This is a genomic window from Salmonella sp. SAL-020 (assembly GCF_017372215.1).
GTDB lineage: Bacteria > Pseudomonadota > Gammaproteobacteria > Enterobacterales > Enterobacteriaceae > Salmonella > Salmonella enterica.
In genome coordinates, this window is sequence record NZ_CP071690.1 from 2,091,963 (window position 1) to 2,117,076 (window position 25,114).

Sequence of the window (25,114 nt, forward strand, 5' to 3'; positions counted from 1 at the left end):
TCTCCTGATTTTTTTATTATGAAGCGCTGTGTTTTAGCGATTCTGTTCGCGCAAGATTAGCAGAACTGTGAGCTGGCTCTTATATTCAAATGGAATGGTTTATACCAAAAATGATTTTGGCGTTGATTTACTAATCAATCTGGTGATTTATAAAACGATTGAACTGCATTTGCAGGATAGTAATCATCTGCGAAGACCAGCGTATGACGTTGTTTTCCGGCATGGACTGTGGCATCCACACCGCCCAGGCAAACAACGCCATGCATAAAAATCGCTCCAGTTGATTGCCTTTGCGCGGCGCCAGAATAGGCAGGCGGAAACGCCAGCGGCACGGCCACAGTAAGGGAACGCCTGCGGGGGTGAGCATATCCGCGACGATATGGCTTAAATAGCCAAGTACCATGCCTTGCAGCGCATCCGCCGGGATAATCCACGTATCCGGTACCTTGAGATAAAAGGTCGCCAGTAGGGCAAAGACCGCCAGCAGACTATGGGTAAACCCCCGGTGACCGAACGCGCGGGCGATCGGTTTCGATACCCATTTCAGGCGCTGACCAAGAAAAGATTTGGGGTGGTCGATATCCGGCAGCAGACAGGTCAAAATAGCCGAAGGAATAATATGCCACCAGTCGCCGTGCGCAAGGACGGGCGTTAACTCGGCATTCTTGGCGAAAACCGCGCTGGCTATAGAAAAAAGAAGATGTCCTTCCGCCGTCATGATAAAACCCATTAAACTGTCAATTCATACAGTATAGGGTTTTTATACAGTAGGCGGAAGTGGTGACGTTGTAACTCTTTGTCTCTGTCAAAGCCGCTTGCCGTCTGGCTCAGCGGCTAATTGCCCGTTGACTTTGTTTCGGAAACATCTTAACCGAGTAGATGCGCCGCCGTCAGCTCTGTCAGTGAGTTAAGTTTGACATTCGCCAGCGCAAAGCGCGGATCAGGCTGGTTTTCTTCTGCTGGCACCACAATGGCGCGCATTCGCGCCGCCTTTGCCGCGATTAGACCATTCACCGAATCCTCCAGCGCCACGCAGGTTAATGGATCAACACCTAATTTGGCCGCACAATCCAGATAGACCTGCGGATGCGGTTTGCTGTAGGGCAATTTTTCCGCAGAGGCCAGCGCGTCAAAACTGTCGCGCAGTTCAAACATGGTGAGCACTTTTTCCAGCATATGCAGCGGCGATGCCGAGGCAAGCCCCACTAATAGCCCCTGCGCTTTACACAGCGCCACGGCCTCGCGCACACCCGGTAAAAGAGGGCGCGTCTCTTCGATAAGCGTAATCGCGCGGGCAATAACACGGTTTGTCACTTCCTGGCGATCGGGGCCGTTCCACGGTTGCTGCGCAAACCAGAGATCGACAACCATATCAATGCGTAGCCCAAGCGTGTCTGGCAGTTCATGGCGCCGAGTAATATCTACGCCTAAACTTGCCATCACGTCCAGTTCAGCGCGATCCCAGAGCGGTTCGGAATCGATCAGTAGTCCATCCATATCGAAAATTGCAGCAAGAATTTGACGTGGGGTTGACATCACAACCTCTCCTGTTGAGATTAAAAAATAACGAATTAAGCGTTCATTATGACCATGTTCTTAGTATATCGCCCTTAAAGATCAGGCGAAAACGGGAATCAACAGGTAGACTTAGGCCAAAACGACGCGTCTTTATCAAGGGGAACTCATGACGTATCAACAAGCTGGACGCATTGCAATCCTAAAAAGAGTTGTTGGGTGGGTTATTTTTATTCCGGCACTGCTTTCCACGCTCATCTCAGTCCTTAAATTTATGTATGCGCACAGTGAAAAGCAGGAGGGGATAAATGCGGTATTGCTGGATTTTACCCACGTAATGATAGACATGATGCGCGTGAATACGCCGTTTCTGAATGTTTTTTGGTACAACTCGCCGACGCCGAATTTTCAGGGAAGCCTGAATATCGGTTTCTGGCTCATTTTTATTCTGATTTTTGTCGGGTTGGCGATGCAGGATTCCGGCGCCAGAATGAGCCGCCAGTCACGTTTTTTGCGTGAAGGCGTGGAAGATCAGTTGATCCTGGAAAAAGCAAAAGGCGCGGAAGGGCTAACGCGTGAGCAGATAGAGTCACGTATCGTGGTGCCGCACCATACCATCTTTTTACAGTTTTTCCCGCTCTATATTTTGCCGGTCATTATTATCGTGCTCGGCTACTTTTTCTTTTCCTTGTTAGGCTTCATGTAAACTGAAAAATGCCGGATAGCCCGTATCCGGCATGGGCTGTACCTATACCGCAAGCAGCCGATCCATCGCTTTTTGCGCAGTGGCCAGGTGCTGACCGCCAAACAGCCTTGCCCGATTAAGCAGGGTGTAGAGCTGGTAAATCGGCTGCCTGTCGAGAAAATCCAGCGGTAGCGGCGAAACGGACTGATAGCCGTCATAAATCTGCGGTGGCTGATCGGTATGCAGCGGCAGCATCGCCAGATCGCATTCTCTGTCGCCCCAATAGCAGGCTGGATCGAAGATATAGGGGCCGTCAGGGCCAAGCGCGCAGTTCGCCGACCATAGATCGCCATGCAAAAGAGAAGGCTGCGGTTGATGCGACGCCAGACGTTGCTGAACATGTTCAACAATGGCGTCAATATTACCAAAAGTAATGCCTTTTTCCGCGGCGAGTTCAAGTTGCCAGCCAATGCGCTGTTCGGCGAAAAAAGTCGACCAACGGCGTTGCCAGGTATTCGGCTGCGGCGTGGTAGAGAGCGCGTTGTCAAAATCGAGGCCGAATTGAGGTTGGTCGCTCCATTGGTGCAGGCGCGCCAGCTGTTGCCCAAGAATAAACGCATTATGGGCATCCAGCGGGCGGGGCGAGAGGTAGTCCATGACTAAAAAGCTGTAATCCCGATCCGAACCTACCGCCCATACCTTAGGCACAACAACGGTTTTACTGCGGGAGAGCAGCTCCAGCTGATCGGCTTCAGCGGTAAAACCGCGAAGCATTTCTCGTTCATCGCACTTTACGAAAAAATCATGGCCTGAATAACGTAAATGCCATGCGGCATGAACTTCTCCGCCAGGCAGTTCATTACGCAGTTCGATTTCGCCTTCACCGACTTGCTCGCTTAAAAGACGACTGATAGCTTGCCACATAATGTCTCTCCCCACGTTGTCTGCCAGATCATAAGGTTAGCGCAAAAATGCGGTTAAAAAATACGAACTAACGCACATCGCGGACGCGCCGCGGCGGGAATGGCACTTATTGTGCGTTTTTACTCCACGCCTCCCAGGTCGCCACGGTAATGTCGACATCCTTATCTAATGCGCTTTTCGCAAGTCCGGCGACAAGCGCTTTGATTTCATCAGCGCTCTGAGCGCTAACAAAGCCAAACGTATTGGTGCCGAGCTCATGCACATTCCCTTCATCGTCCGTTAATGTCAGCAAAAAACCGCTGCGCGTCAGATGATTATTGAGTTCGTTAATCTCGGTCAGGGAATCTTCATGGAAGGTTACGGTAATAACATAACGGGTAATATCGCCACTGGCCATCGTTCACCTCGTTGGGAGCAACTGTGTTTTTAACAGCGGCGGATGCGCCGCCCGTTACCGATTTTCCGGTATCCCCCTCGCCGAGGGGGATACGATTATTGCGCGGAAAGATAGGCGTATATTTTTTGGGTATCGTCACGGGAACACAGACGCGTACCTTGATTGAGCGTAGCGGCGCTGCCTGCCGCCACACCAAAGCGCACCATCTCTTCCAGCGACGCGTCTTGCGCCAGTTTTAACGTCATCGCGCCCACCATACTGTCGCCTGCGCCGACAGTACTTTGACTTTTCACCGGGGGAGGAACAACCTGGATGCAATTCTCACTGTCTATGCCCAGCGCCCCTTGCGGCCCCAGAGAGACCACTACCCGGCGAGCCTTGCCGCTTTGCACTAATTCCTGGGCCGCTTTACGCACATCATCAGGCTGCGTCAGATCGCGATTAACCAACGCGCTCAATTCTTTCAGGTTAGGTTTCACCAGTTCGATATCGCCAAGCGCCAGCGCGGCGGTGAGCGCGTCGCCAGAGCTATCAATAATGCAGCGAATGCCTTGCTTCTGTGCGGCGGAAATCAGTTGCGTGAGTTTCTCGACCTTAACGCCGGGCGGAAGGCTGCCGCTGATAACCAGAATTGCCCCGGATTCAATTTCCAGTACCTGTTCTTCGAGCTGGCGAAATTCGTCATCGTCCAGCGTGGCGCCGGGCATAACAAAACGATACTGTTCGCCGCTGGACTCGACGTGGACGTGCAGGTTCTGACGCGTCCAGTCTTTCGCATCGACGGTAGACACGGGGACATTTTCGTCAGCCAGTAGTGCGACCAGATGTTCGCCGGTAGCGCCGCCAGCCGGGAAAATTGCGGTCGCGGTGCCGCCAAGATGCGCAATGGCGCGAGCGACATTAATACCCCCGCCGCCGGGTTCGAATACCGGCGCGGAGCACCGCAGTTTACCTTCGGGATAAATTTGCGGCGTGATTGTTGCGCTATCGAGAGAGGGCGCAAGCGTCAACGTATAGATACGTACCATCGTTACCTCCTGTTAGGCTGATTTCAGTCTGGCACTTAATCCCCGGAAAGTGAAGGAATTAACAATATGATTTTCCGGATCTTTATTTAAAGAAGTACGATGTAAAGTTATATAAATAAATGAATGCTTCGGGAGGGTTCTTATTCAAAAAATGAAATAGTAATTGATTGCTATGTTATTCGGGGCTTCTTATAATTCGCTACCTTTCCAGGGGCGTTTGTCATTGATCCCTATGAAAGTTTCCGGGACCGTCGTGGTCTCTTTTTTAGTTGTACGGACTCTATATAAATGAAGCTTTTGAAGGCAGTACCCGCTGTAGTTATGCTGGCGGGTGGCGTGTTCGCGTCTCTGTATGCCGCCGCCGATGATTCCGTTTTTACTGTCATGGATGATCCCTCCACCGCGAAAAAACCTTTTGAAGGTAATCTGAATGCGGGCTACCTTGCTCAGTCAGGCAATACTAAAAGTTCTTCCTTAACGGCTGACACGGCGATGACCTGGTATGGACAACGTACTGCCTGGTCATTATGGGGCAATGCCAGCAATACCTCCTCTAATGATGAACGCTCTTCAGAAAAATATGCGGTAGGCGCGCGTAACCGTTTTAATATGACGGATTATGATTATACCTTTGGCCAGGCCAGTTGGCTGACAGACCGTTTCAACGGTTATCGTCAGCGCGACGTACTGACCGCCGGTTACGGGCGGCAGTTCCTTAATGGTCCAGTGCACAGCTTCCGTTTTGAATTTGGTCCAGGGGTTCGCTATGACGAACATACGGACGATACCACTGAAACGCAGCCGTTGGGTTATGCTTCCGGCAGCTATGCCTGGCAGTTAACTGACAATGCTAAGTTTACACAGGGGGTGTCAGTATTTGGCGCAGAAGACACCACACTAAATTCGGAAACAGCCCTCAATGTCGCCATTAACGAACATTTTGGTCTAAAGGTGGGGTATAATTTAACGTGGAACTCGCAGCCGCCTGAATCAGCGCCTGAACATACCGATCGTCGCACTACGGTAACGCTGGGCTATAAGATGTAATATTGTACCGGGTTACGTTACGTAACCCGGTTATTCCGTGGTGACGCCTCAGAAGAAGAAGGTGATGTCTCCGTTGATATAAGAATAGTCGTCTCCGGTGCGAAATTCCGACGTGACTTTGTTTAAAGAAAGAGAAAATGCGACGGGAGAATAGCCGATGGTGGCACCGACGCGATATTCATCCACGGTTTTATTAATATCCACCGTTTCCATTTTTGTTTGCAGCGTTTTCCCCTGTAACGTGTAGTTTTTATCAACTTCCCTGCGCTCAACGCCAGCAAATACTTTATAGATCAATCCCTCTTTTTGAGTGTGTATTAACCCTCGGCGGGACAATAACCCAAACCCATTATCAGAGTTGAAGGTCTTATCATTTCCCAGCGCAACGGTTGCGCCGTACCCCAAATACTGGAAGAGATTGCCGCCGACAGCAGAGACTTCTGGATAGAAGCCCACATTGACACCCAGAATATCAATAGCTGGCGTAAGGGAGACCATTCCTTTTGCCGTGTAACCATAACGGTTTTCAATTTGATCCTGCCAGGCAGGGTATTTTTCTGCGCCTATTATTCGATGCGCCCGATTCTGAACCTCCTGACCGCCTGCGTCAGGACCAATAACGCCGATATCGGTACCTAAACGATAACGTAACCAATTGGTGGCTAATGAATTCCACTCCAGTCCGGTATGAAGAAAGGCGCTGAACGCGCGGTCGCCTTTGACGGCTTCAGGCTTTCTCTTATTGGCGCCTGATGGAGAATAAATATCTTGCGCGATATGAAAAGAGAGTTGACTGGCGTCAGTGAGATCGTGGCTGTAGCCTAAAAAGAGCCCGGCAGTATAATCACCCCGGTCTGCAGCCGGGTGCCCATAAAGGGCATTTAAGGATGGTTGAAATATACCTGCATCATCATTCGCCACTGAAATAGCAAGGCTACTGGCATTGGCCATTGTGGTCGTACTGAGTATGGCGGCAATCATCGTTGCGCAATAGCTGTATTTGTTCACTTTTTACCCCTGAATATGAAAGTGAATACTCTTATTTTTACAAAGTAATAAGCACAGCCGCATGATGCGCAGTGCTTATTGAATCTTTAAATATAACTAAACTCCTGCCAGCAGCGAGTCATTGAGAGGATACGTTGCCTTAATGTTGAAAAATGGTGTTAAAAAACACGCGCCAGATATTATTGAATATCCATTTTTCATTCGCTATCTGAGTGCGAGAAATTATTGGCTTCACGATTATGCATATAATACGATGTTTTTTGGTATCAATATGAATATCACGTTGTATTCTTTTGAGCTCATTTTCTATGATGTCTTCGATGTTTATCTGTTATTAATTTTTACCGTGATAGTGTTGTCTTTAATGATGAGCGCATCTAACGGCTGGTAGGGTAATATAACAAATTATTGCCATCTGAATTATTAGGGTAGTTATTATTAAGGAAGAAAAAGTGAATAAAACCATTAATCTGCTAAAATTACTGCCCGTAGTATTATTAAGCGCATGTACTACATCGTATCCTCCCCAGGATATAATATCGGCACCCGAGTTACCCCATCGTAACGTACTCGTTCAGCAACCTGATAACTGTAGCGTTGGCTGTCCTCAAGGAGGAAGTCAACAAACAATCTATCGCCATGTCTATACGCTCAATAATAATAGCGCCACGAAATTTGCCAACTGGGTTGCCTATAGCGTGACAAAGACCAGCCAGGCAAGCGGTCGCCCGCGGAACTGGGCGCAGGACCCCGATTTACCGCCCTCGGATACGTTGGCCCCTTCGGCCTATAAAAATGCCCATACGCTATTAAAAGTCGACAGGGGACACCAGGCGCCGTTGGCAGGATTGGGCGGCGTTTCGGACTGGCCGTCGTTAAATTATTTATCGAATATTACGCCGCAGAAATCCGCCCTGAACCAGGGAGCATGGGCTGCACTGGAAAACCGGGTGCGCGAACTTGCCAAACAGGCTGATGTATCTGTAGTGCACGTAGTGACCGGCCCCCTTTTTGAGCGGCATATCGCCACATTGCCAGAAGATGCGACGGTAGAAATTCCCAGCGGGTACTGGAAGGTTTTATTCACCGGAACGGCGCCGTCAAAAAGTGAAGGAAATTACGCTGCGTTTATTATGGATCAGAATACGCCCCGTTCGGCGAATTTTTGCGACTATCAGGTTACCGTGGAGGCTATCGAACATAAAACGAAGCCAGTGCTGACGCTGTGGTCTGCCTTGCCTGAAGCGGTAGCCAGCGAGGTGAAAACGACAAAGGGGAGTCTGGTGCAGAAGTTAGGTTGTCGATGAGAAGCGCTATACGGCGCGTAGAAAGATAATGGAGAAACCCTGTCAAGGGTCTTGATTTGCTACAGAGTGATGCAATCTCCCTTTTTTTAGTGTTACCATCGTCATGCCGGACGAAAATAGCGATTTTCGTCTGTGTCGAAGGTTGTGCGCCAATTTAGCAATGGTTGGCTAGATGGATACACAACTCACTGTCAATAAATTCATTTTCTCTTTGTATGTGATCTTGCGTATAAGTACTATCCTTCATTCACATCCATTCACGTTCGTTTAAACCTGTTTCACCAGTTCCGCGTTATTACTAGTAATAACGCATATATATGTTTCATACCGTTTCACATTGATCCCTTTCGTGCCGTAAGATGTGTGTACCTAATCTAACTTAAGCAGGGAACTGTCATTCATAACACAGCGTTTATTGATATCAATGGTAGATTATATTACGGTGATAATCTCGGGATGATCCGCATATGAGTAGATGTGGATTAGGGCAGAGTAGCGGCAGGACTAATAATAACCGGCGGCGAGAAATATATAATTGAGGGGCTATTCATAAATCATTATTAGGAAACTCAAGCACTATCATGAATGCATCAAAAGTAATTTACGTTGGTAATGCTGTTCAGCAAACCCAACAAGATTTACGCTCCAAAACTAAATAAAACGGCGGCATTGCCGCCGTATAAATTATTTATCGCTTCTTAGTAAAACGAATCTTATATGCGCTGAAAAAACAAAGGAAGATGCAATGTATACTATAAAGGCAATCATCAAATGCTCAGGGAACAACCATCCCATGCTAACAGGAATCACACTTATTCCAATGCAAAATAGGAACATTATGAAATAATGCGCTGACTTTGTTTCCTGAGTTTTATTGGAGAAATACTTAGCCAGGACGCCTTTAAATACTCCAGATATAACTAACCAAACTGGTGTAAAAAGCCCGAAATCTGCGTATAGTTCACCATACCCGAAAGCAGGAGCGCCCTGATTCCTGTAGAATGCATCAGGGAAAAATACTTTTGCCAGATACAATGCGCCAAAATCTTCAGGCTTATCAGGCCAAATAGCCCTCGGAATTCTCGAGTAAACCTCGCTCTCCATTAGTAATTTTCCGTACATAAAGTCAAAGTTTGAGGAAGCAACAAGAACAGCATTACGGGTATAATCCGAGTAATTCGCCATATTTTCTATCGGATTCCCATCAGTAAACGTATATGCAAAGAATGCCGTTACAATGACTGCTATAACAGCAAACGATTTCACCAGGAACATAAATTTAATTTTTTTATTTTCAATATATGAAAGATAAAGGATGAATGCTATAAATATACTAAATATTGGTCCTTTGTTACCATGCAAGAAAATAAGTATACAGTTAAATAAAACTATGGAAATACAAAATAACTTTGATTTTTTGTATGTAAAGAACGCGCAAATAGAAGCGACAAGAGAAAACATTAATGAAGGATAGAAGTATATACCATACCCTGTTCTGGTTAATTCGTATATTCTTCTTGGGCTAAGTATGTACTCTCTGAACTCCATCAACACTGGAAGGTAAATGATAAAAGCAAGGAAGGTGAATAACAATGAAGTAAACACATACCTTGGTTTATTTTTTGTGTTTGATTTGTTGTATATGGGTTTTCTTTGTGTGTAAAGATAAGAAATAACAAATGATGCTATGTATGTTATATAGCAAGTATAGAAAAACAAATATTCCACTGTATACTTCCGCACCTCTGAGAGGTATACAAATATACCTTCAAACACGTACAGTGTAGGCACTGTTATTATCAGGTATGGGACCATTACATTTATTATTTTTCCCTCAATTCTTACGGAAAGAGTATAGAGATAAACTATAAATAATAAGCATAATACAATGTATGAAATTATAAGCATATAGAGCCTTTAGAAAAAATGCTTAGTATTAAAAATATTAATAATATTGCCATCAGGCAAACAAGGTGTGGTACGGAAAATCTTCTGGCAAGATATTCTGAATCTGGTAGTCTATAATCATTACTCATCACTATCTTCCCGATATCAAAACCGTGTTATTGACATATTAACACTCATTAACACTCCTATCTACTGCGCCTCCGATAGCATGAAGCTATCAAGCGTTTGCGGCACAAACATCAAGCAATGTAAATGCTTTTGATAATTACGCATGATTGTTACTGCGTTTATATACAGTGGTATTCGAAGGTTCATCATGAGGTTCCCGAGCCCTGTAAAAGACTATACAGAGAAAGGGCTATCACTCGACGAGTAACTCATCTCACATCGTGCCGCGACATACTTCAAGCAACACAGACGAATTACAAGTACGGCATCATAAGGGAGACGTTGCTAGTTATAGAAGCTTCATAGCAGCATGTAATGGCTCTTTGCTGGTATGTGCTTTGGAAAGTGGGTTTCGTATTGTGCGTTATCGCATGCTGCCAGGTCCCCATCTGGAGAATATAGATAGCGGTCGTCGAAAGCTATCTGATGTGAATGACTCATACGGTGGCAGTAAGTCGAGACTCAGAGTGACCATGTACATCATTAACGATACGCGTGCTGGGTAGTGTGTTGGGATTCAGGTTCTGTAGAACAGAAAGATGCAATCTCCCTTTTTTTAGTGTTACCATCGTCATGCCGGACGAAAATAGCGATTTTCGTCTGTGTCGAAGGTTGTGCGCCAATTTAGCAATGGTTGGCTAGATGGATACACAACTCACTGTCAATAAATTCATTTTCTCTTTGTATGTGATCTTGCGTATGGGTCACCACTGCAAATAAGGATATTACATGCCTGTTATTACTCTTCCTGATGGCAGCCAACGCCATTATGACCACCCTGTAAGCCCGATGGATGTTGCTCTGGACATTGGTCCTGGCCTGGCGAAAGCCACCATTGCGGGCCGTGTGAATGGCGAGCTGGTTGATGCTTCCGATCTGATTGAAAATGATGCGACGCTTGCCATCATCACCGCAAAAGATGAAGAGGGTCTGGAGATCATTCGTCACTCTTGCGCGCATCTGTTAGGTCACGCAATCAAGCAACTTTGGCCGCACACGAAAATGGCGATCGGCCCGGTTGTCGACAACGGTTTTTACTATGACGTTGATCTTGACCGCACGCTAACTCAGGAAGATGTCGAAGCGCTCGAAAAGCGGATGCATGAGCTCGCCGAGAAAAATTACGACGTTATCAAGAAAAAGGTGAGCTGGCATGACGCGCGCGAAACCTTCGTGAAGCGCGGCGAGACTTACAAAGTCGCTATTCTTGATGAAAATATCGCCCATGATGATAAGCCAGGCTTGTACCATCATGAAGAATATGTCGACATGTGTCGTGGTCCGCACGTGCCGAATATGCGTTTCTGCCATCACTTTAAACTGATGAAAACTGCTGGCGCATACTGGCGCGGTGACAGCAATAATAAGATGCTGCAGCGTATTTACGGTACGGCATGGGCAGATAAAAAAGCCCTGAACGCTTATCTGCAGCGCCTGGAAGAGGCCGCAAAACGCGACCACCGTAAAATTGGTAAGCAGCTCGACCTGTATCATATGCAGGAAGAAGCGCCGGGCATGGTGTTCTGGCATAACGACGGCTGGACTATCTTCCGCGAGCTGGAAGTCTTTGTTCGTTCTAAACTCAAAGAGTACCAGTATCAAGAAGTTAAAGGCCCGTTCATGATGGACCGTGTGCTGTGGGAAAAAACCGGGCACTGGGACAACTATAAAGATGCGATGTTCACCACATCCTCAGAAAACCGCGAATATTGCATCAAGCCGATGAACTGCCCGGGCCACGTTCAGATCTTTAACCAGGGTCTGAAATCCTATCGTGATTTGCCGCTGCGTATGGCGGAATTCGGTAGCTGCCACCGTAACGAGCCATCAGGCGCGCTGCATGGTCTGATGCGCGTACGCGGCTTTACGCAGGATGATGCGCATATCTTCTGCACCGAAGAGCAGATTCGCGATGAAGTTAACGCTTGTATTCGTATGGTCTACGATATGTACAGCACCTTTGGCTTCGAGAAGATCGTCGTCAAGCTTTCCACTCGTCCTGACAAGCGTATCGGCAGCGATGAGATGTGGGATCGTGCTGAGGCGGATCTGGCGGTTGCGCTGGAAGAAAATAATATCCCGTTTGAGTATCAACTGGGTGAAGGCGCATTCTACGGTCCGAAAATTGAATTTACCTTATATGACTGCCTCGATCGTGCATGGCAGTGCGGTACAGTACAGCTGGACTTCTCCTTACCGTCTCGTCTGAGCGCCTCCTATGTAGGCGAAGACAACGAGCGCAAGGTGCCGGTAATGATTCACCGTGCGATTCTTGGGTCGATGGAACGCTTCATCGGTATCCTGACCGAAGAGTTCGCTGGTTTCTTCCCGACATGGCTCGCGCCTGTTCAGGTAGTCGTGATGAATATTACCGATTCGCAGTCTGAATACGTTAACGAATTGACGCAGAAACTACAAAATGCGGGCATTCGTGTAAAAGCAGACTTGAGAAATGAGAAGATTGGCTTTAAAATCCGCGAGCACACTTTACGTCGTGTCCCTTATATGTTGGTCTGTGGTGATAAAGAGGTGGAAGCAGGCAAAGTTGCCGTTCGCACCCGCCGCGGTAAAGACCTGGGCAGTCTGGACGTAAATGACGTGATTGAGAAGCTGCAACAAGAGATTCGCAGCCGCAGTCTTCAACAACTGGAGGAATAAAGTATTAAAGGCGGAAAACGAGTTCAAACGGCGCGTCCGAATCGTATTAATAGCGAAATTCGCGCGCAAGAAGTTCGCTTAACAGGTCTGGAAGGCGAGCAGCTTGGTATTGTGAGTCTGAGAGAAGCTCTGGAAAAAGCTGAAGAAGCCGGAGTAGACTTAGTCGAAATCAGCCCTAACGCCGAGCCGCCGGTTTGTCGTATAATGGATTACGGCAAATTCCTCTATGAAAAGAGTAAGTCTTCTAAGGAACAGAAGAAAAAGCAAAAAGTTATCCAGGTGAAGGAAATTAAATTCCGTCCTGGGACAGATGAAGGCGACTATCAGGTAAAACTCCGCAGCCTGATTCGCTTTCTCGAAGAGGGCGATAAGGCCAAAATCACGCTGCGTTTCCGCGGTCGTGAAATGGCCCACCAGCAAATCGGTATGGAAGTGCTTAATCGCGTGAAAGACGATTTGCAAGAACTGGCAGTGGTCGAATCCTTCCCAACGAAGATCGAAGGCCGTCAGATGATCATGGTGCTTGCTCCTAAGAAGAAACAGTAAGGCCTTCAAGTAACAATTCTGTGAAGCCTTCGGGCTTCACAGGTTTTGTTCGCCTATGTTTCGTTTATTAACAATGCGAAGTGGAAGTTATTAAAATGCCAAAAATTAAGACCGTACGCGGTGCTGCTAAGCGCTTCAAAAAAACCGGTAAAGGTGGTTTTAAGCACAAGCACGCTAACCTGCGTCACATTCTGACCAAAAAAGCGACTAAACGTAAACGTCACCTGCGTCCGAAAGCCATGGTTTCTAAAGGCGATCTGGGCCTGGTTATCGCGTGCCTGCCGTACGCATAAGCCGTTAACGTTTTTAACTTTTTAATTAGAATAGATACAGGAGAGCACATATGGCTCGCGTAAAACGTGGTGTAATTGCACGCGCACGTCACAAGAAAATTTTGAAACAAGCCAAAGGCTACTACGGTGCGCGTTCTCGCGTATACCGCGTTGCCTTCCAGGCAGTTATCAAAGCTGGTCAGTATGCTTACCGTGACCGTCGTCAACGTAAGCGTCAGTTCCGTCAACTGTGGATTGCGCGTATCAACGCAGCAGCACGTCAGAACGGTATTTCTTACAGCAAATTCATCAACGGCCTGAAAAAAGCCTCTGTTGAAATCGACCGTAAGATCCTGGCTGATATCGCCGTATTCGACAAAGTCGCGTTCACCGCGCTGGTTGAAAAAGCGAAAGCAGCTCTGGCATAAGCCAGTGAAAAGAGGGAGCCTGGCTCCCTCTCTTTTATTTACTGTTCAGTGAGTTGACAATTGACCTGTAACCCTTTTCAATAAAGGATATTCGGTTTTACCACATAAGGTAACGCAAGCATGAACGCTGCTATTTTCCGTTTCTTTTTTTACTTTAGCACCTGATCCCAGGAGGCTAGCGCGTGAAAAACGAAACGAAAAACAGCGCAAAAAAGCCTCCTGATGGAGGCTTTTTTTGTATCTGAAATCGAGAGATTACGTCCAATGAACCGGTGTCTTCACCGACACAATGAGGAAAACCATGTCACATCTCGCAGAGCTGGTTGCCAATGCAGCGGCCGCCATTAACCAGGCGTCAGATGTTGCCGCGTTAGACAATGTACGCGTCGAATATTTGGGCAAGAAAGGGCATTTAACCCTTCAGATGACGACCCTACGCGATCTGCCGCCGGAAGAGCGTCCGGCAGCCGGGGCAGTCATTAACGCCGCGAAAGAGCAGGTACAACAGGCGCTTAACGCGCGTAAAGCCGAGCTGGAAAGCGCAGCGCTTAACGCCCGTCTGGCCGCTGAAACCATCGATATCTCCCTGCCGGGGCGCCGTATTGAGAACGGCGGTCTGCATCCGGTCACGCGTACCATTGACCGTATTGAAAGTTTCTTCGGTGAGCTTGGTTTTACCGTGGCGACTGGCCCGGAAATCGAAGATGACTACCATAACTTCGATGCGTTAAACATTCCGGGTCATCATCCGGCCCGCGCCGATCATGATACCTTCTGGTTTGACGCGACCCGTCTGCTGCGGACCCAGACGTCTGGCGTCCAGATCCGGACGATGAAAGCGCAGCAACCGCCGATCCGTATTATTGCGCCGGGCCGTGTATACCGTAATGACTACGACCAGACGCATACTCCGATGTTCCATCAGATGGAAGGTCTGATTGTTGATACCAACATCAGCTTCACCAACCTCAAAGGTACGCTGCACGACTTCCTGCGTAATTTCTTTGAGGAGGATCTGCAGATTCGCTTCCGTCCTTCTTATTTTCCGTTTACCGAACCTTCTGCAGAAGTGGATGTGATGGGGAAAAACGGCAAATGGCTGGAAGTGCTGGGCTGCGGGATGGTGCATCCGAATGTGCTGCGCAATGTCGGTATCGATCCGGAAATCTATTCTGGCTTCGCTTTTGGTATGGGGATGGAACGTCTGACCATGTTGCGTTATGGCGTCACCGACCTGCGTTCATTCTTCGAAAACGATCTGCGTTTCCTCAAACAGTTTAAATAAAGGCAGGATAAAACAATGAAATTCAGCGAACTGTGGTTACGCGAGTGGGTTAACCCGGCAATTGATAGCGATGCGTTGGCTAACCAGATTACGATGGCTGGCCTGGAAGTAGACGGCGTTGAGCCGGTCGCGGGAAGCTTCAATGGCGTTGTGGTTGGGGAAGTGGTTGAGTGCGCCCAGCATCCGAACGCTGACAAATTGCGTGTAACGAAAGTCAACGTCGGCGGAGAACGCCTGTTGGATATCGTCTGCGGCGCGCCAAACTGTCGTCAGGGGTTGAAAGTAGCGGTGGCCACCATTGGCGCTATTCTGCCGGGCGATTTCAAAATTAAAGCGGCAAAACTGCGCGGCGAACCGTCTGAAGGGATGCTGTGCTCCTTCTCCGAACTGGGGATTTCCGACGATCACAGCGGCATTATCGAACTGCCGGCGGATGCGCCGCTGGGTACCGATATCCGTGAATACCTGAAGCTTGACGACAATACCATCGAAATTAGCGTCACGCCGAACCGTGCGGATTGCTTAGGTATCATCGGCGTTGCGCGTGATGTGGCGGTACTGAACAAAGCGCCGCTCCAGGAGCCTGAAATGGTGCCGGTTACGGCAACCATCAGCGATACGCTGCCGATTACGGTAGAGGCCGCTGATGCGTGTCCTCGCTATCTTGGCCGGGTGGTAAAAGGCATCAATGTTAACGCGCCGACGCCGCTGTGGATGAAAGAGAAACTGCGTCGCTGCGGTATTCGCTCCATCGATGCGGTGGTTGACGTCACGAACTATGTGCTGCTCGAACTGGGTCAGCCAATGCATGCTTTCGATAAAGATCGCATTGATGGCGGTATTGTCGTGCGGATGGCAAAAGAGGGTGAAACCGTCGTCCTGCTGGACGGTAGCGAAGCGACGTTAAATGCGGACACGCTGGTGATCGCCGATCACCATAAGGCGCTGGGGATAGCCGGTATTTTTGGCGGCGAACATTCCGGCGTGAACGGCGAAACGCAAAATGTGCTGCTGGAGTGTGCGTACTTTAATCCGCTGTCTATCACCGGTCGCGCTCGCCGCCACGGTCTGCATACCGATGCGTCTCACCGCTACGAGCGCGGGGTGGACCCAGCGCTGCAATATAAAGCGATAGAGCGCGCTACTCGTCTGCTTCTTGATATCTGTGGCGGTGATGCGGGTCCGATAATTGATGTGAGCAACGAAGCAACGTTGCCGAAACGCGCCACCATTACGCTGCGTCGCAGTAAACTGGATCGCCTGATCGGGCATCATATTGCGGATGAGCAGGTCAGTGATATTCTGCGTCGTCTGGGCTGTGAAGTGACCGAAGGGCAGGACGAGTGGAAAGCCGTAGCGCCGACCTGGCGTTTCGATATGGAGATTGAAGAAGATCTGGTGGAAGAGGTGGCCCGCGTTTACGGCTATAACAATATTCCGGACGAGCCAATTCAGGCCGGTTTAATCATGGGGACGCACCGTGAAGCCGATCTGTCGTTGAAGCGGGTTAAAACCATGCTGAACGACAAAGGCTATCAGGAAGTGATTACCTATAGCTTTGTCGATCCTAAAGTACAACAGCTCATCCATCCAGGCGCAGAAGCGCTGCTGCTGCCAAACCCTATCTCCGTTGAGATGTCGGCGATGCGTCTGTCTCTGTGGAGCGGATTGTTGGCGACGGTGGTCTATAACCAAAACCGTCAGCAGAATCGCGTGCGTATTTTTGAAACCGGTTTACGTTTCGTTCCGGATACACAAGCCAATCTGGGTATTCGACAGGATCTGATGCTGGCTGGCGTGATTTGCGGTAACCGCTATGATGAGCACTGGAACCTGGCAAAAGAGACCGTTGATTTCTATGATTTGAAAGGCGATCTGGAAGCAGTATTGGATTTAACCGGCAAACTGGGTGATATCCAGTTTAAGGCGGAGATGAATCCGGCTCTGCATCCGGGACAGTCTGCGGCGATTTATCTGAAAGATGAACGTATTGGTTTTATTGGGGTTGTTCACCCTGAACTGGAACGTAAACTGGATCTGAATGGTCGTACGCTGGTGTTTGAACTGGAATGGAATAAGCTCGCAGACCGTATCGTGCCGCAGGCGCGGGAGATTTCACGCTTCCCGGCCAACCGTCGCGATATTGCGGTTGTTGTTGCAGAAAACGTTCCCGCAGCGGATATTTTATCCGAATGTAAGAAAGTTGGCGTAAATCAGGTAGTTGGCGTAAACTTATTTGACGTGTACCGCGGTAAGGGTGTTGCGGAGGGTTATAAGAGCCTCGCTATCAGCCTGATCCTTCAGGATACCAACCGTACACTCGAAGAAGAGGAGATTGCCGCTACCGTCGCCAAATGTGTAGAGGCATTAAAAGAGCGATTCCAGGCATCATTGAGGGATTGAACCTATGGCGCTTACAAAAGCTGAAATGTCAGAATATCTGTTTGATAAGCTTGGGCTTAGCAAGCGGGATGCCAAAGAACTGGTTGAACTGTTTTTCGAAGAGATCCGTCGTGCTCTGGAAAACGGTGAGCAGGTGAAACTCTCTGGTTTTGGTAACTTCGATCTGCGTGATAAAAATCAACGTCCGGGGCGTAACCCGAAAACGGGTGAAGATATTCCTATTACAGCACGGCGCGTGGTGACCTTCAGACCCGGGCAGAAGTTAAAGAGCCGGGTCGAAAACGCTTCGCCCAAAGAAGAGTAATCAGATCCAGGCATAACATCCATCAGGGTGTATTGCGGCAGATACGCTGCCATCCCGAAAGTAGATCAGCGGGATGACAGCGTATCTGTCAGCCTGAAAGATGACCCGTATAACTAAAAAGGCCGCATTGCGGCCTTTTTTCTTTCAAGTAAAGGATACCCACCGTAAAATCACGCTACCTCTTTTCAGCTGAATGGATAACATGCTGACTTTTGCCCGCCAACAACAGCGACGAAACGTTCGCTGGCTTCTGAGCCTGTCACTGCTGGTGCTACTGGCTACACTTCTGAGCTTATGCGCAGGCGAACAGTGGATTGCCCCCGGTGACTGGTTAAGCGCCCGGGGGGAACTGTTTGTCTGGCAAATTCGCCTTCCCCGCACGCTTGCGGTATTGCTGGTTGGCGCTGCGCTGGCGCTATCTGGCGCCGTGATGCAGGCGCTGTTTGAAAACCCACTTGCTGAACCGGGTCTGCTCGGCGTTTCGAATGGGGCCGGTGTTGGGCTTATTGCCGCCGTCTTACTGGGGCAGGGGCAACTGCCAGGATGGGCGCTGGGACTGTGCGCTATAGCCGGCGCGCTCATTATTACGTTAATCCTGCTGCGTTTTGCGCGTCGCCATCTCTCTACCAGCCGCTTGTTGTTGGCGGGCGTCGCGCTGGGCATTATCTGTAGCGCGCTGATGACGTGGGCTATCTATTTTTCCACCTCTTTCGATCTGCGGCAATTAATGTACTGGATGATGGGAGGATTTGGCGGCGTTGACTGGCAGCAGAGCTGGCTAATGATTGCGCTCATCCCGGTACTGATCTGGATATGTTGCCAGTCGCAACCGCTGAATATGCTGGCGCTAGGGGAAACCTCGGCGCGGCAGCTTGGCCTGCCGCTGTGGTTCTGGCGCAATTTGTTGGTCATCGCCACCGGCTGGATGGTGGGCGTCAGCGTGGCGATGGCGGGGGCGATTGGTTTTATCGGTCTGGTTATTCCGCACATCCTGCGCTTATGTGGTTTAACCGATCACCGGGTTTTACTTCCCGGCTGCGCGCTGGCCGGGGCTATCGCCCTGCTATTGGCTGATGTGGTCGCCCGACTGGCGCTGGCGTCGGCTGAACTGCCTATCGGGGTGGTCACCGCCACATTGGGGGCACCAGTGTTTATCTGGCTGCTACTCAAATCCGCGCGTTAGCGCATCGGTAAACAACTGCTTTCATCATTCGCAGTCTATGATTAAAGGCTAACGATGAAACCCGCTATTCTACCGACATCAGGGAGACACCATGCAAAACTCGCTTCTTAATACTCACGTTACGACGATTGATGGAGAGGTCACTACACTTGAAAAATACGCCGGAAAAGTGCTGCTCATTGTAAACGTCGCCTCCAGATGTGGCCTGACGCCGCAATATGAACAGTTGGAAAATATCCAGAAGGCGTGGGCAGATCAGGGGTTTGTCGTGTTGGGTTTTCCCTGCAACCAGTTTATGGGGCAGGAGCCAGGCAGCGAAGAGGAGATTAAAACCTATTGTGCCAGCACCTGGGGCGTCACGTTCCCGATGTTCAGTAAAATTGATGTGAATGGCGACGCGCGCCATCCGCTGTATCAAAAACTGATAGCCGCTGCGCCAACGGCAGTCGCGCCGGAGAAGAGCGGCTTTTACGAACGGATGGTAAGCAAAGGGCGTACGCCACTCTATCCGGATGATATTCTGTGGAATTTTGAAAAATTTTTGGTAGGCCGGGATGGTCAGGTGGTACAGCGTTTTTCGCCGGATATGACGCCTGAAGATCCTATTGTGATGGAAAGCATAAAAATCACGTTGGCAAAATAATGTCTCAATTGATGCAATTAAAGGATGTCGCCGAGAGCACCCGCCTGGGGCCGCTTTCCGGCGAAGTAAGCGCAGGAGAGATCCTTCATCTTGTCGGGCCGAACGGTGCCGGGAAAAGCACGCTACTGGCGCGTATGGCGGGGTTAACCTCCGGCGAGGGGAGCATCAGGTTTGGCGGAGCGCCGCTGGAGGCATGGGCGACGGCAACGCTTGCCCAACACCGCGCTTATCTTGCGCAACAGCAAAATCCGCCGTTCGCCATGCCGGTCTGGCATTACCTGACATTGCATCAACCTGATAAAACGCGAACCGGGCAGCTTAACGAGGTGGCCGATATGCTTGGATTAGGCGACAAACTGGGGCGAAGCGTGAATCAGCTTTCCGGTGGCGAGTGGCAGCGTGTTCGCCTTGCTGCCGTTGTACTACAAATTCATCCCGACGCTAATCCGGTCGGTCAATTATTGCTGCTTGATGAGCCAATGAACAGTCTCGATGTTGCGCAACAAAACGCTCTGGATCGGGTATTACATCATTTATGTCAGGCAGGAATTGCGATTGTGATGAGTAGCCACGATCTGAACCACACGCTGCGCCATGCGCATAAAGCCTGGTTACTAAAGCGCGGTAAACTCATTGCCTGCGGCCGCCGGGAAGAGGTGCTCACCCCCTCTTATCTGGCGCAAGCCTACGGTCTGCGCTTTCGACGACTCGACGTCGAGGGGCATCCAACGCTCATTTCGGCCACTTAAGTAAAATCGTTTCTTGAAAAGCAGGTAATTTCGACGCTAAATTAATACCAAAATAAAAACAGAGGATTGTTGCGGCATGCGTTTTTGGCTTCTTGTTATCACAGCATTGTTCCTGGCAGGATGCAGTACTCATCGGGCACCGGCGCCAAATGCCAGATTATCAGACTCCATTACCGTCATTGCGGGTCTGAACGATCAGTTGCAGTCCTGGCGCGGTACGCCATACCGTTACGGCGGCATGAGTCGCAGAGGCGTGGACTGTTCCGGCTTTGTGGTGGTCACTATGCGCGACAAGTTTGATTTGCAGTTGCCTCGTGATACGCGTGAACAATCAAAAATCGGCACCAGAATCGATAAAGATGAATTGCTGCCCGGAGATTTGGTTTTCTTTAAAACCGGTTCGGGCGAAAGTGGTTTACATGTTGGTATTTACGATACAAATAATGAGTTTATTCATGCCTCTACCAGTCGTGGCGTGATGCGTTCATCGCTGGATAATGTGTACTGGCGAAAAAACTTCTGGCAGGCACGGCGAATTTAACCTCGCAGACGATATAAATTTTATAGTCTATTTTTAACATATCGCCGGTTGAACTTATGACATCTGTTGTCATCATATATAATGATATAACCGTAGCATTTACAAACGTACTTTTATTAAAAACGGGCGTGTTCACGCCCTGTGAAAAGTACAACATTGGATATTGGTTTATAATCAGAGTAAGTTAAAAAAAGGAACCGGTTCACCGGTAAACAAGAAAAATGATGACGCTTCAATTAGTATCTGAAGTTACGTCTGTTTCCGTCCGTAGTGACTGGATGGCGAATAGCGCCCTAACCATGGGACTGGCGTAATGATTGCTTCACTTGATGAGCTTTACCATTCCGAACTCTTTTTCCTTCCCGTCATGGATGAAAATGCTCGGCTTGTTGGTTTAGAGATTATTGCAACGTTTGCCGCTGAAGACGGCGCCGTGCGGATGCCGACTGAGTTGGTAGCGCCTCGTCTTTCGGTGGAGGAACAATACTGTCTGTTTGTTGAAAAACTGGCGTTGTTAGAAACCTGTCAGCACTTTTTTATTCAGCATAAACTTATTGCATGGCTTAATTTACCGCCCGCAATTAGTGACTTATTATTATTAGATAGCGAACTTTTTTCCCGGGCAGCGCGCTTTCCGTTTCTTGAATTAGCTATAAATGAGAACTATCCTGGGTTAAACCAGGGCAAAAACAATGAAACGTTAGCTAATCTGGCAATGCATTTCCCATTAATGCTGGCAAATTTTGGGGCAGGCGAGGCGTCGACTAAAGCTATTTTCGATGGGCTTTTCAAACGAGTCATGTTGGATAAAAATTTTATTCAGCAGCGAGCTGAAATGATCTCATTCGAACCATTCATGCACGCTATTGTTGCCCAGATCTCCTCCAGCTGCGAGTCGCTGATGATTGCCGGTATTGATAATGAGGCGATGTTTTCGCGCGCAGCGCCATTGGGATTTAGCGCATTCCAGGGCGGACTATGGCCTCCGGTGCCGGTAAGCCAGCTCATTAAACTCGTTCAGCGATAACCTTTCTGTTTGCCGGTGTTTAACCGGTGATTAACCGTCTACACTGAAGACAGGAGGCCCTATGACCCTGTCTTTTACTGCCCGTTGGCGCGATGAACTGCCAGCAACGTATACCGCGCTTTTACCCACACCGTTAAAAAATGCGCGACTGATTTGGTATAACGACAAACTGGCGCAGCAGTTAGCAATTCCCGCGTCGTTATTTGACGCTACCAATGGCGCTGGCGTTTGGGGCGGCGAAACCTTATTACCCGGTATGTCGCCTGTCGCGCAGGTATATAGCGGGCATCAGTTCGGCGTCTGGGCGGGACAACTCGGCGACGGACGCGGTATTTTGCTGGGCGAACAGCTCCTGGCGTATGGCTCGACCCTCGACTGGCATCTGAAAGGCGCCGGATTAACACCCTATTCGCGAATGGGGGATGGACGCGCCGTCCTGCGTTCAACCATACGAGAAAGCCTTGCCAGCGAAGCCATGCATTATCTGGGTATTCCCACTACGCGCGCGTTATCTATCGTAGCCAGCGATACGCCGGTTCAGCGAGAGACGCAGGAAACGGGCGCGATGTTAATGCGTCTGGCGCAAAGTCATATGCGTTTTGGTCATTTCGAACATTTCTACCACCGCCGTGAGCCGGAAAAAGTTCAGCAACTGGCTGATTTCGCTATTCGTCATTACTGGCCGCAATGGCAGGATGTCCCGGAAAAATATGCTTTGTGGTTTGAAGAGGTGGCGGCGCGTACCGGAAGACTCATCGCCGAGTGGCAAACCGTCGGTTTTTCGCACGGCGTTATGAATACGGATAACATGTCGATTCTGGGGCTGACCATCGACTATGGCCCCTTTGGTTTTCTCGACGACTACGATCCCGGCTTCATTGGTAACCATTCCGATCATCAGGGACGTTACCGCTTCGATAATCAACCGTTGGTGGCGCTGTGGAATTTACAACGTCTGGCGCAGACGTTAACCCCTTTTATTGAGATCGACGCGTTAAACAGAGCGCTGGATCGTTACCAGGACGCGTTGTTAACGCACTATGGGCAGCGAATGCGCCAGAAGCTGGGTTTCTTTACCGAGCAAAAAGACGATAACGCTTTACTGAATGAATTGTTTAGTCTGATGGCGCGCGAAGGGAGTGACTATACCCGTACATTTCGGATGTTAAGCCATACGGAGCAACAGAGCGCTTCCTCGCCGTTGCGGGATACGTTTATCGATCGCGCGGCGTTCGATGCCTGGTTCGATCGCTACCGGGCGCGATTGCGCACAGAGGCGGTGGATGACGCGCTGCGCCAGCAGCAGATGCAACGCGTGAATCCTGCGGTTGTGTTGCGCAACTGGCTGGCGCAACGCGCGATAGATGCGGCTGAACAAGGAGACATGGCGGAACTGCATCGGTTACATGAAGTTTTACGTCAACCTTTTACCGATCGAGATGATGACTATGCCAGCCGACCGCCGGAGTGGGGAAAGCGGCTGGAGGTCAGTTGTTCAAGTTAGCCTGACGCCAGCAGCATCGTCTGCTGGCGGAGCGTTATTTGGTTAACAGTAGCTTACCAGCCTGAGTTTTGCGCAACAGATACTCCTGACCGTTGTGATCGATGATGACTTTGCCGTCCGGACCTAATAGCGCCTGACTGTTGACGCGCCGTTCAGCGGCAGGGAGAAGCGTTTCATTGTCTATTTCCTTAGGGTGAGGCAGCTCGGTGTTATCCATACGCGACATGTTATTTATTAATAATCAAACTCACAATGATTATTATTATCAATAATTAATGCGATAACAGCAAGTGCTAATTCTGTGGAGTGATATACGCGCGGGGAGAGAAAAGGGCGGGTAACGCATCGAAGAAACGCCCATCCCGGCAGGATGGGCGAGCTATTAAAAGCGGCTGTCTACCGCTGCGGCAAGTTTTTCCAACAAAACTTCCGTATCTTCCCAGTTCAGGCAGGGATCGGTAATGGACTGACCATAGATTAATGGTTGACCGCTGATAATTTTTTGCGTGCCTTCCCGTAAAAAACTCTCGGCCATAATCCCGGCAATTGCCGTGGAGCCATTACGAATCTGCTGGCAAATATCATCACATACCTCCAGCTGGCGGCGATGCTGTTTTTGACAGTTGCCGTGGCTGAAGTCGACGACCAGATGTTCCGGCAGATCAAATTCATGCAACGTATCGCAGGCGGCGGCAATATCTTCAGCGTGGTAGTTCGGTTTTTTACCGCCGCGCATGATGATGTGCCCATACGGGTTGCCACTCGTCTGGTAGATGGTCATCTGTCCGTCTTTATCCGGCGAGAGAAACATATGGCTGGCGCGGGAGGCGCGAATAGCGTCAACGGCAATGCGAGTATTGCCATCCGTACCATTTTTAAAGCCGACCGGACAAGAGAGCGCAGAAGCCATTTCCCGATGGATTTGGCTTTCGGTGGTACGCGCGCCAATCGCTCCCCAACTGATCAGATCGGCAATAAACTGGCCAGTGACCATATCAAGAAATTCTGTGGCGGTCGGTACTCCCAGTTCGTTCACCTGCAATAGCAAGCGACGCGCCAGTTCAAGCCCATAATTGACGCGGTAACTTCCATTCAAGTCAGGATCGGAAATCAGGCCTTTCCATCCCACAACGGTGCGCGGTTTTTCAAAATAGGTGCGCATGACGATTTCCAGACGCGCCTGATGCTTTTGGCGTTGTGCCTGGAGCTGCGTCGCGTATTCCATGGCAGCATTCAGATCGTGAATCGAACAGGGGCCAATGACGACCAGTAGCCGTGGATCTTCACCATTTAAAATCTTTTCTATCCGGCGTCGGGAGTCGGTAACGTGACTGGCGACGGAGGACGATACAGGATACCGCTGCGCGAGTTCGGTCGGTGTTACCAGGCTGTCGATACGCGCAGTACGGAGTTCGTCGGTTCTGTTCATTACAAGTCTCAGAAATTTGTTGCTTCAACGGCAGGACTACCGGGAAGTGATGGGCATCACGATAAACCAATCCCTGCTGATTTCAAGTGCGAGGCGTGTCACACCTCGCAGGCAGAACGGCATGATAACAAAAACCAACCCATTAAACTAGTTTG

The 25,114-nt window shown here is 49.4% G+C and carries 26 protein-coding genes, 2 pseudogenes and 1 other annotated feature; of the genes and pseudogenes, 19 read left to right on the forward strand and 9 right to left on the reverse strand.

The window, feature by feature from the left end:
• Positions 1-130: 130 nt before the first annotated feature.
• Entirely contained in the window at positions 131-730 is a 600-nt protein-coding gene (locus J1G48_RS10080; protein ID WP_000505804.1) for a metal-dependent hydrolase, read from the reverse strand.
• Positions 731-867: 137 nt separating this feature from the next.
• Entirely contained in the window at positions 868-1,536 is a 669-nt protein-coding gene (hxpB, locus tag J1G48_RS10085) for a hexitol phosphatase HxpB (RefSeq protein ID WP_000106848.1), read from the reverse strand.
• A gap of 148 nt (positions 1,537-1,684) precedes the next feature.
• Here hxpB and J1G48_RS10090 point away from each other — a divergent pair, with 148 nt between their 5' ends.
• Positions 1,685-2,221, forward strand: coding sequence for a YniB family protein (locus tag J1G48_RS10090; RefSeq protein ID WP_000222155.1), 537 nt, complete (start codon positions 1,685-1,687; stop codon positions 2,219-2,221).
• Positions 2,222-2,263: 42 nt separating this feature from the next.
• Here J1G48_RS10090 and J1G48_RS10095 read toward each other — a convergent pair whose 3' ends face one another.
• The 3 genes from J1G48_RS10095 to pfkB all read right to left on the reverse strand — a co-directional run bounded on the left by J1G48_RS10095 (position 2,264) and on the right by pfkB (position 4,549).
• Positions 2,264-3,124, reverse strand: coding sequence for a fructosamine kinase family protein (locus tag J1G48_RS10095; protein ID WP_000267688.1), 861 nt, complete (start codon positions 3,122-3,124; stop codon positions 2,264-2,266).
• A gap of 106 nt (positions 3,125-3,230) precedes the next feature.
• Positions 3,231-3,521 (reverse strand): type V toxin-antitoxin system endoribonuclease antitoxin GhoS, encoded by a 291-nt coding sequence (gene ghoS / locus J1G48_RS10100; RefSeq protein ID WP_000146133.1) that lies wholly within the window; start codon positions 3,519-3,521, stop codon positions 3,231-3,233.
• A 95-nt stretch (positions 3,522-3,616) separates the two neighbouring features.
• Entirely contained in the window at positions 3,617-4,549 is a 933-nt protein-coding gene (pfkB, locus tag J1G48_RS10105; protein WP_000251707.1) for a 6-phosphofructokinase II, read from the reverse strand.
• A gap of 288 nt (positions 4,550-4,837) precedes the next feature.
• Between pfkB and J1G48_RS10110 the strand changes: the two genes are divergently transcribed.
• Positions 4,838-5,596: a YdiY family protein gene (locus tag J1G48_RS10110; protein ID WP_000770981.1), complete on the forward strand. Its 759-nt coding sequence runs from the start codon at positions 4,838-4,840 to the stop codon at positions 5,594-5,596.
• Positions 5,597-5,644: 48 nt separating this feature from the next.
• Here J1G48_RS10110 and J1G48_RS10115 read toward each other — a convergent pair whose 3' ends face one another.
• A complete protein-coding gene (locus tag J1G48_RS10115; protein ID WP_001046438.1) occupies positions 5,645-6,604 on the reverse strand; it encodes a lipid A deacylase LpxR family protein in 960 nt (319 codons plus the stop codon).
• A gap of 142 nt (positions 6,605-6,746) precedes the next feature.
• Here J1G48_RS10115 and J1G48_RS10120 point away from each other — a divergent pair.
• From J1G48_RS10120 to J1G48_RS10130, 3 genes and pseudogenes are all read left to right on the forward strand, one after another.
• Positions 6,747-7,036 (forward strand): annotated as a pseudogene (locus J1G48_RS10120) (hypothetical protein).
• A gap of 20 nt (positions 7,037-7,056) precedes the next feature.
• Positions 7,057-7,911: a DNA/RNA non-specific endonuclease gene (locus J1G48_RS10125; RefSeq protein WP_001044086.1), complete on the forward strand. Its 855-nt coding sequence runs from the start codon at positions 7,057-7,059 to the stop codon at positions 7,909-7,911.
• Between the two features lie 172 nt (positions 7,912-8,083).
• Positions 8,084-8,289: pseudogene (locus J1G48_RS10130) on the forward strand (hypothetical protein).
• A 306-nt stretch (positions 8,290-8,595) separates the two neighbouring features.
• Here the strand turns inward: J1G48_RS10130 and J1G48_RS10135 are convergent.
• Positions 8,596-9,819, reverse strand: a complete 1,224-nt coding sequence (locus J1G48_RS10135; RefSeq protein ID WP_000905565.1) for an O-antigen polymerase — start codon at positions 9,817-9,819, stop codon at positions 8,596-8,598.
• 897 nt (positions 9,820-10,716) lie between these two features.
• Here J1G48_RS10135 and thrS point away from each other — a divergent pair.
• From thrS to selO, 14 genes are all read left to right on the forward strand, one after another.
• Positions 10,717-12,645 carry a threonine--tRNA ligase gene (gene thrS, locus J1G48_RS10140; RefSeq protein WP_001144217.1) on the forward strand — a complete coding sequence of 643 codons (1,929 nt, stop codon included), beginning with the start codon at positions 10,717-10,719 and terminating at the stop codon, positions 12,643-12,645.
• 3 nt (positions 12,646-12,648) lie between these two features.
• A complete protein-coding gene (gene infC / locus J1G48_RS10145) occupies positions 12,649-13,191 on the forward strand; it encodes a translation initiation factor IF-3 (protein ID WP_001574431.1) in 543 nt (180 codons plus the stop codon).
• Between the two features lie 95 nt (positions 13,192-13,286).
• Positions 13,287-13,484 carry a 50S ribosomal protein L35 gene (rpmI, locus tag J1G48_RS10150; RefSeq protein ID WP_001124225.1) on the forward strand — a complete coding sequence of 66 codons (198 nt, stop codon included), beginning with the start codon at positions 13,287-13,289 and terminating at the stop codon, positions 13,482-13,484.
• Positions 13,485-13,534: 50 nt separating this feature from the next.
• Positions 13,535-13,891: a 50S ribosomal protein L20 gene (gene rplT, locus J1G48_RS10155; protein WP_000124850.1), complete on the forward strand. Its 357-nt coding sequence runs from the start codon at positions 13,535-13,537 to the stop codon at positions 13,889-13,891.
• A 115-nt stretch (positions 13,892-14,006) separates the two neighbouring features.
• Positions 14,007-14,130 (forward strand) — a sequence feature (Phe leader region).
• Positions 14,012-14,056: a pheST operon leader peptide PheM gene (gene pheM, locus J1G48_RS10160; RefSeq protein WP_001386830.1), complete on the forward strand. Its 45-nt coding sequence runs from the start codon at positions 14,012-14,014 to the stop codon at positions 14,054-14,056. It overlaps the preceding feature by 45 nt.
• A 62-nt stretch (positions 14,131-14,192) precedes the next feature.
• A complete protein-coding gene (gene pheS / locus J1G48_RS10165; RefSeq protein WP_000018570.1) occupies positions 14,193-15,176 on the forward strand; it encodes a phenylalanine--tRNA ligase subunit alpha in 984 nt (327 codons plus the stop codon).
• 15 nt (positions 15,177-15,191) lie between these two features.
• Positions 15,192-17,579, forward strand: a complete 2,388-nt coding sequence (gene pheT, locus J1G48_RS10170) for a phenylalanine--tRNA ligase subunit beta (protein ID WP_000672408.1) — start codon at positions 15,192-15,194, stop codon at positions 17,577-17,579.
• 4 nt (positions 17,580-17,583) lie between these two features.
• The gene (gene ihfA / locus J1G48_RS10175; protein ID WP_001229266.1) at positions 17,584-17,883 is read left to right on the forward strand and encodes an integration host factor subunit alpha; all 300 of its coding nucleotides are present in this window, start codon (positions 17,584-17,586) and stop codon (positions 17,881-17,883) included.
• 202 nt (positions 17,884-18,085) lie between these two features.
• Positions 18,086-19,066, forward strand: coding sequence for a vitamin B12 ABC transporter permease BtuC (gene btuC / locus J1G48_RS10180; protein ID WP_000954982.1), 981 nt, complete (start codon positions 18,086-18,088; stop codon positions 19,064-19,066).
• Positions 19,067-19,157: 91 nt separating this feature from the next.
• Entirely contained in the window at positions 19,158-19,709 is a 552-nt protein-coding gene (locus tag J1G48_RS10185) for a glutathione peroxidase (RefSeq protein ID WP_001181567.1), read from the forward strand.
• On the forward strand, positions 19,709-20,458 hold the full coding sequence (btuD, locus tag J1G48_RS10190) for a vitamin B12 ABC transporter ATP-binding protein BtuD (RefSeq protein WP_000080608.1): 750 nt from the start codon (positions 19,709-19,711) through the stop codon (positions 20,456-20,458). Before J1G48_RS10185 ends, btuD begins: the two co-directional genes overlap by 1 nt.
• 76 nt (positions 20,459-20,534) lie before the next feature.
• Positions 20,535-20,999, forward strand: coding sequence for an NlpC/P60 family protein (locus tag J1G48_RS10195; RefSeq protein ID WP_001213256.1), 465 nt, complete (start codon positions 20,535-20,537; stop codon positions 20,997-20,999).
• A 313-nt stretch (positions 21,000-21,312) separates the two neighbouring features.
• Positions 21,313-22,026: an anti-FlhDC factor YdiV gene (gene ydiV / locus J1G48_RS10200; protein ID WP_000562003.1), complete on the forward strand. Its 714-nt coding sequence runs from the start codon at positions 21,313-21,315 to the stop codon at positions 22,024-22,026.
• Between the two features lie 61 nt (positions 22,027-22,087).
• Positions 22,088-23,530 (forward strand): protein adenylyltransferase SelO, encoded by a 1,443-nt coding sequence (gene selO / locus J1G48_RS10205; RefSeq protein ID WP_058662143.1) that lies wholly within the window; start codon positions 22,088-22,090, stop codon positions 23,528-23,530.
• Between the two features lie 34 nt (positions 23,531-23,564).
• Here the strand turns inward: selO and hemP are convergent, their stop codons facing one another.
• Positions 23,565-23,756, reverse strand: a complete 192-nt coding sequence (hemP, locus tag J1G48_RS10210; RefSeq protein ID WP_000089115.1) for a hemin uptake protein HemP — start codon at positions 23,754-23,756, stop codon at positions 23,565-23,567.
• Between the two features lie 156 nt (positions 23,757-23,912).
• Positions 23,913-24,959, reverse strand: coding sequence for a 3-deoxy-7-phosphoheptulonate synthase AroH (aroH, locus tag J1G48_RS10215; RefSeq protein WP_001082196.1), 1,047 nt, complete (start codon positions 24,957-24,959; stop codon positions 23,913-23,915).
• Positions 24,960-25,114: the final 155 nt, after the last annotated feature.

Coding starts and splice junctions, on each gene's coding strand:
- J1G48_RS10080 (WP_000505804.1), bottom strand. CDS start 730: ATGGGTTTTATCATGACGGCGGAAGGACATCTTCTTTTTTCTATAGCC.
- hxpB (WP_000106848.1), bottom strand. CDS start 1,536: ATGTCAACCCCACGTCAAATTCTTGCTGCAATTTTCGATATGGATGGA.
- J1G48_RS10090 (WP_000222155.1), top strand. CDS start 1,685: ATGACGTATCAACAAGCTGGACGCATTGCAATCCTAAAAAGAGTTGTT.
- J1G48_RS10095 (WP_000267688.1), bottom strand. CDS start 3,124: ATGTGGCAAGCTATCAGTCGTCTTTTAAGCGAGCAAGTCGGTGAAGGC.
- ghoS (WP_000146133.1), bottom strand. CDS start 3,521: ATGGCCAGTGGCGATATTACCCGTTATGTTATTACCGTAACCTTCCAT.
- pfkB (WP_000251707.1), bottom strand. CDS start 4,549: ATGGTACGTATCTATACGTTGACGCTTGCGCCCTCTCTCGATAGCGCA.
- J1G48_RS10110 (WP_000770981.1), top strand. CDS start 4,838: ATGAAGCTTTTGAAGGCAGTACCCGCTGTAGTTATGCTGGCGGGTGGC.
- J1G48_RS10135 (WP_000905565.1), bottom strand. CDS start 9,819: ATGCTTATAATTTCATACATTGTATTATGCTTATTATTTATAGTTTAT.
- thrS (WP_001144217.1), top strand. CDS start 10,717: ATGCCTGTTATTACTCTTCCTGATGGCAGCCAACGCCATTATGACCAC.
- rpmI (WP_001124225.1), top strand. CDS start 13,287: ATGCCAAAAATTAAGACCGTACGCGGTGCTGCTAAGCGCTTCAAAAAA.
- rplT (WP_000124850.1), top strand. CDS start 13,535: ATGGCTCGCGTAAAACGTGGTGTAATTGCACGCGCACGTCACAAGAAA.
- pheS (WP_000018570.1), top strand. CDS start 14,193: ATGTCACATCTCGCAGAGCTGGTTGCCAATGCAGCGGCCGCCATTAAC.
- pheT (WP_000672408.1), top strand. CDS start 15,192: ATGAAATTCAGCGAACTGTGGTTACGCGAGTGGGTTAACCCGGCAATT.
- ihfA (WP_001229266.1), top strand. CDS start 17,584: ATGGCGCTTACAAAAGCTGAAATGTCAGAATATCTGTTTGATAAGCTT.
- btuC (WP_000954982.1), top strand. CDS start 18,086: ATGCTGACTTTTGCCCGCCAACAACAGCGACGAAACGTTCGCTGGCTT.
- J1G48_RS10185 (WP_001181567.1), top strand. CDS start 19,158: ATGCAAAACTCGCTTCTTAATACTCACGTTACGACGATTGATGGAGAG.
- btuD (WP_000080608.1), top strand. CDS start 19,709: ATGTCTCAATTGATGCAATTAAAGGATGTCGCCGAGAGCACCCGCCTG.
- J1G48_RS10195 (WP_001213256.1), top strand. CDS start 20,535: ATGCGTTTTTGGCTTCTTGTTATCACAGCATTGTTCCTGGCAGGATGC.
- ydiV (WP_000562003.1), top strand. CDS start 21,313: ATGATTGCTTCACTTGATGAGCTTTACCATTCCGAACTCTTTTTCCTT.
- selO (WP_058662143.1), top strand. CDS start 22,088: ATGACCCTGTCTTTTACTGCCCGTTGGCGCGATGAACTGCCAGCAACG.
- hemP (WP_000089115.1), bottom strand. CDS start 23,756: ATGTCGCGTATGGATAACACCGAGCTGCCTCACCCTAAGGAAATAGAC.
- aroH (WP_001082196.1), bottom strand. CDS start 24,959: ATGAACAGAACCGACGAACTCCGTACTGCGCGTATCGACAGCCTGGTA.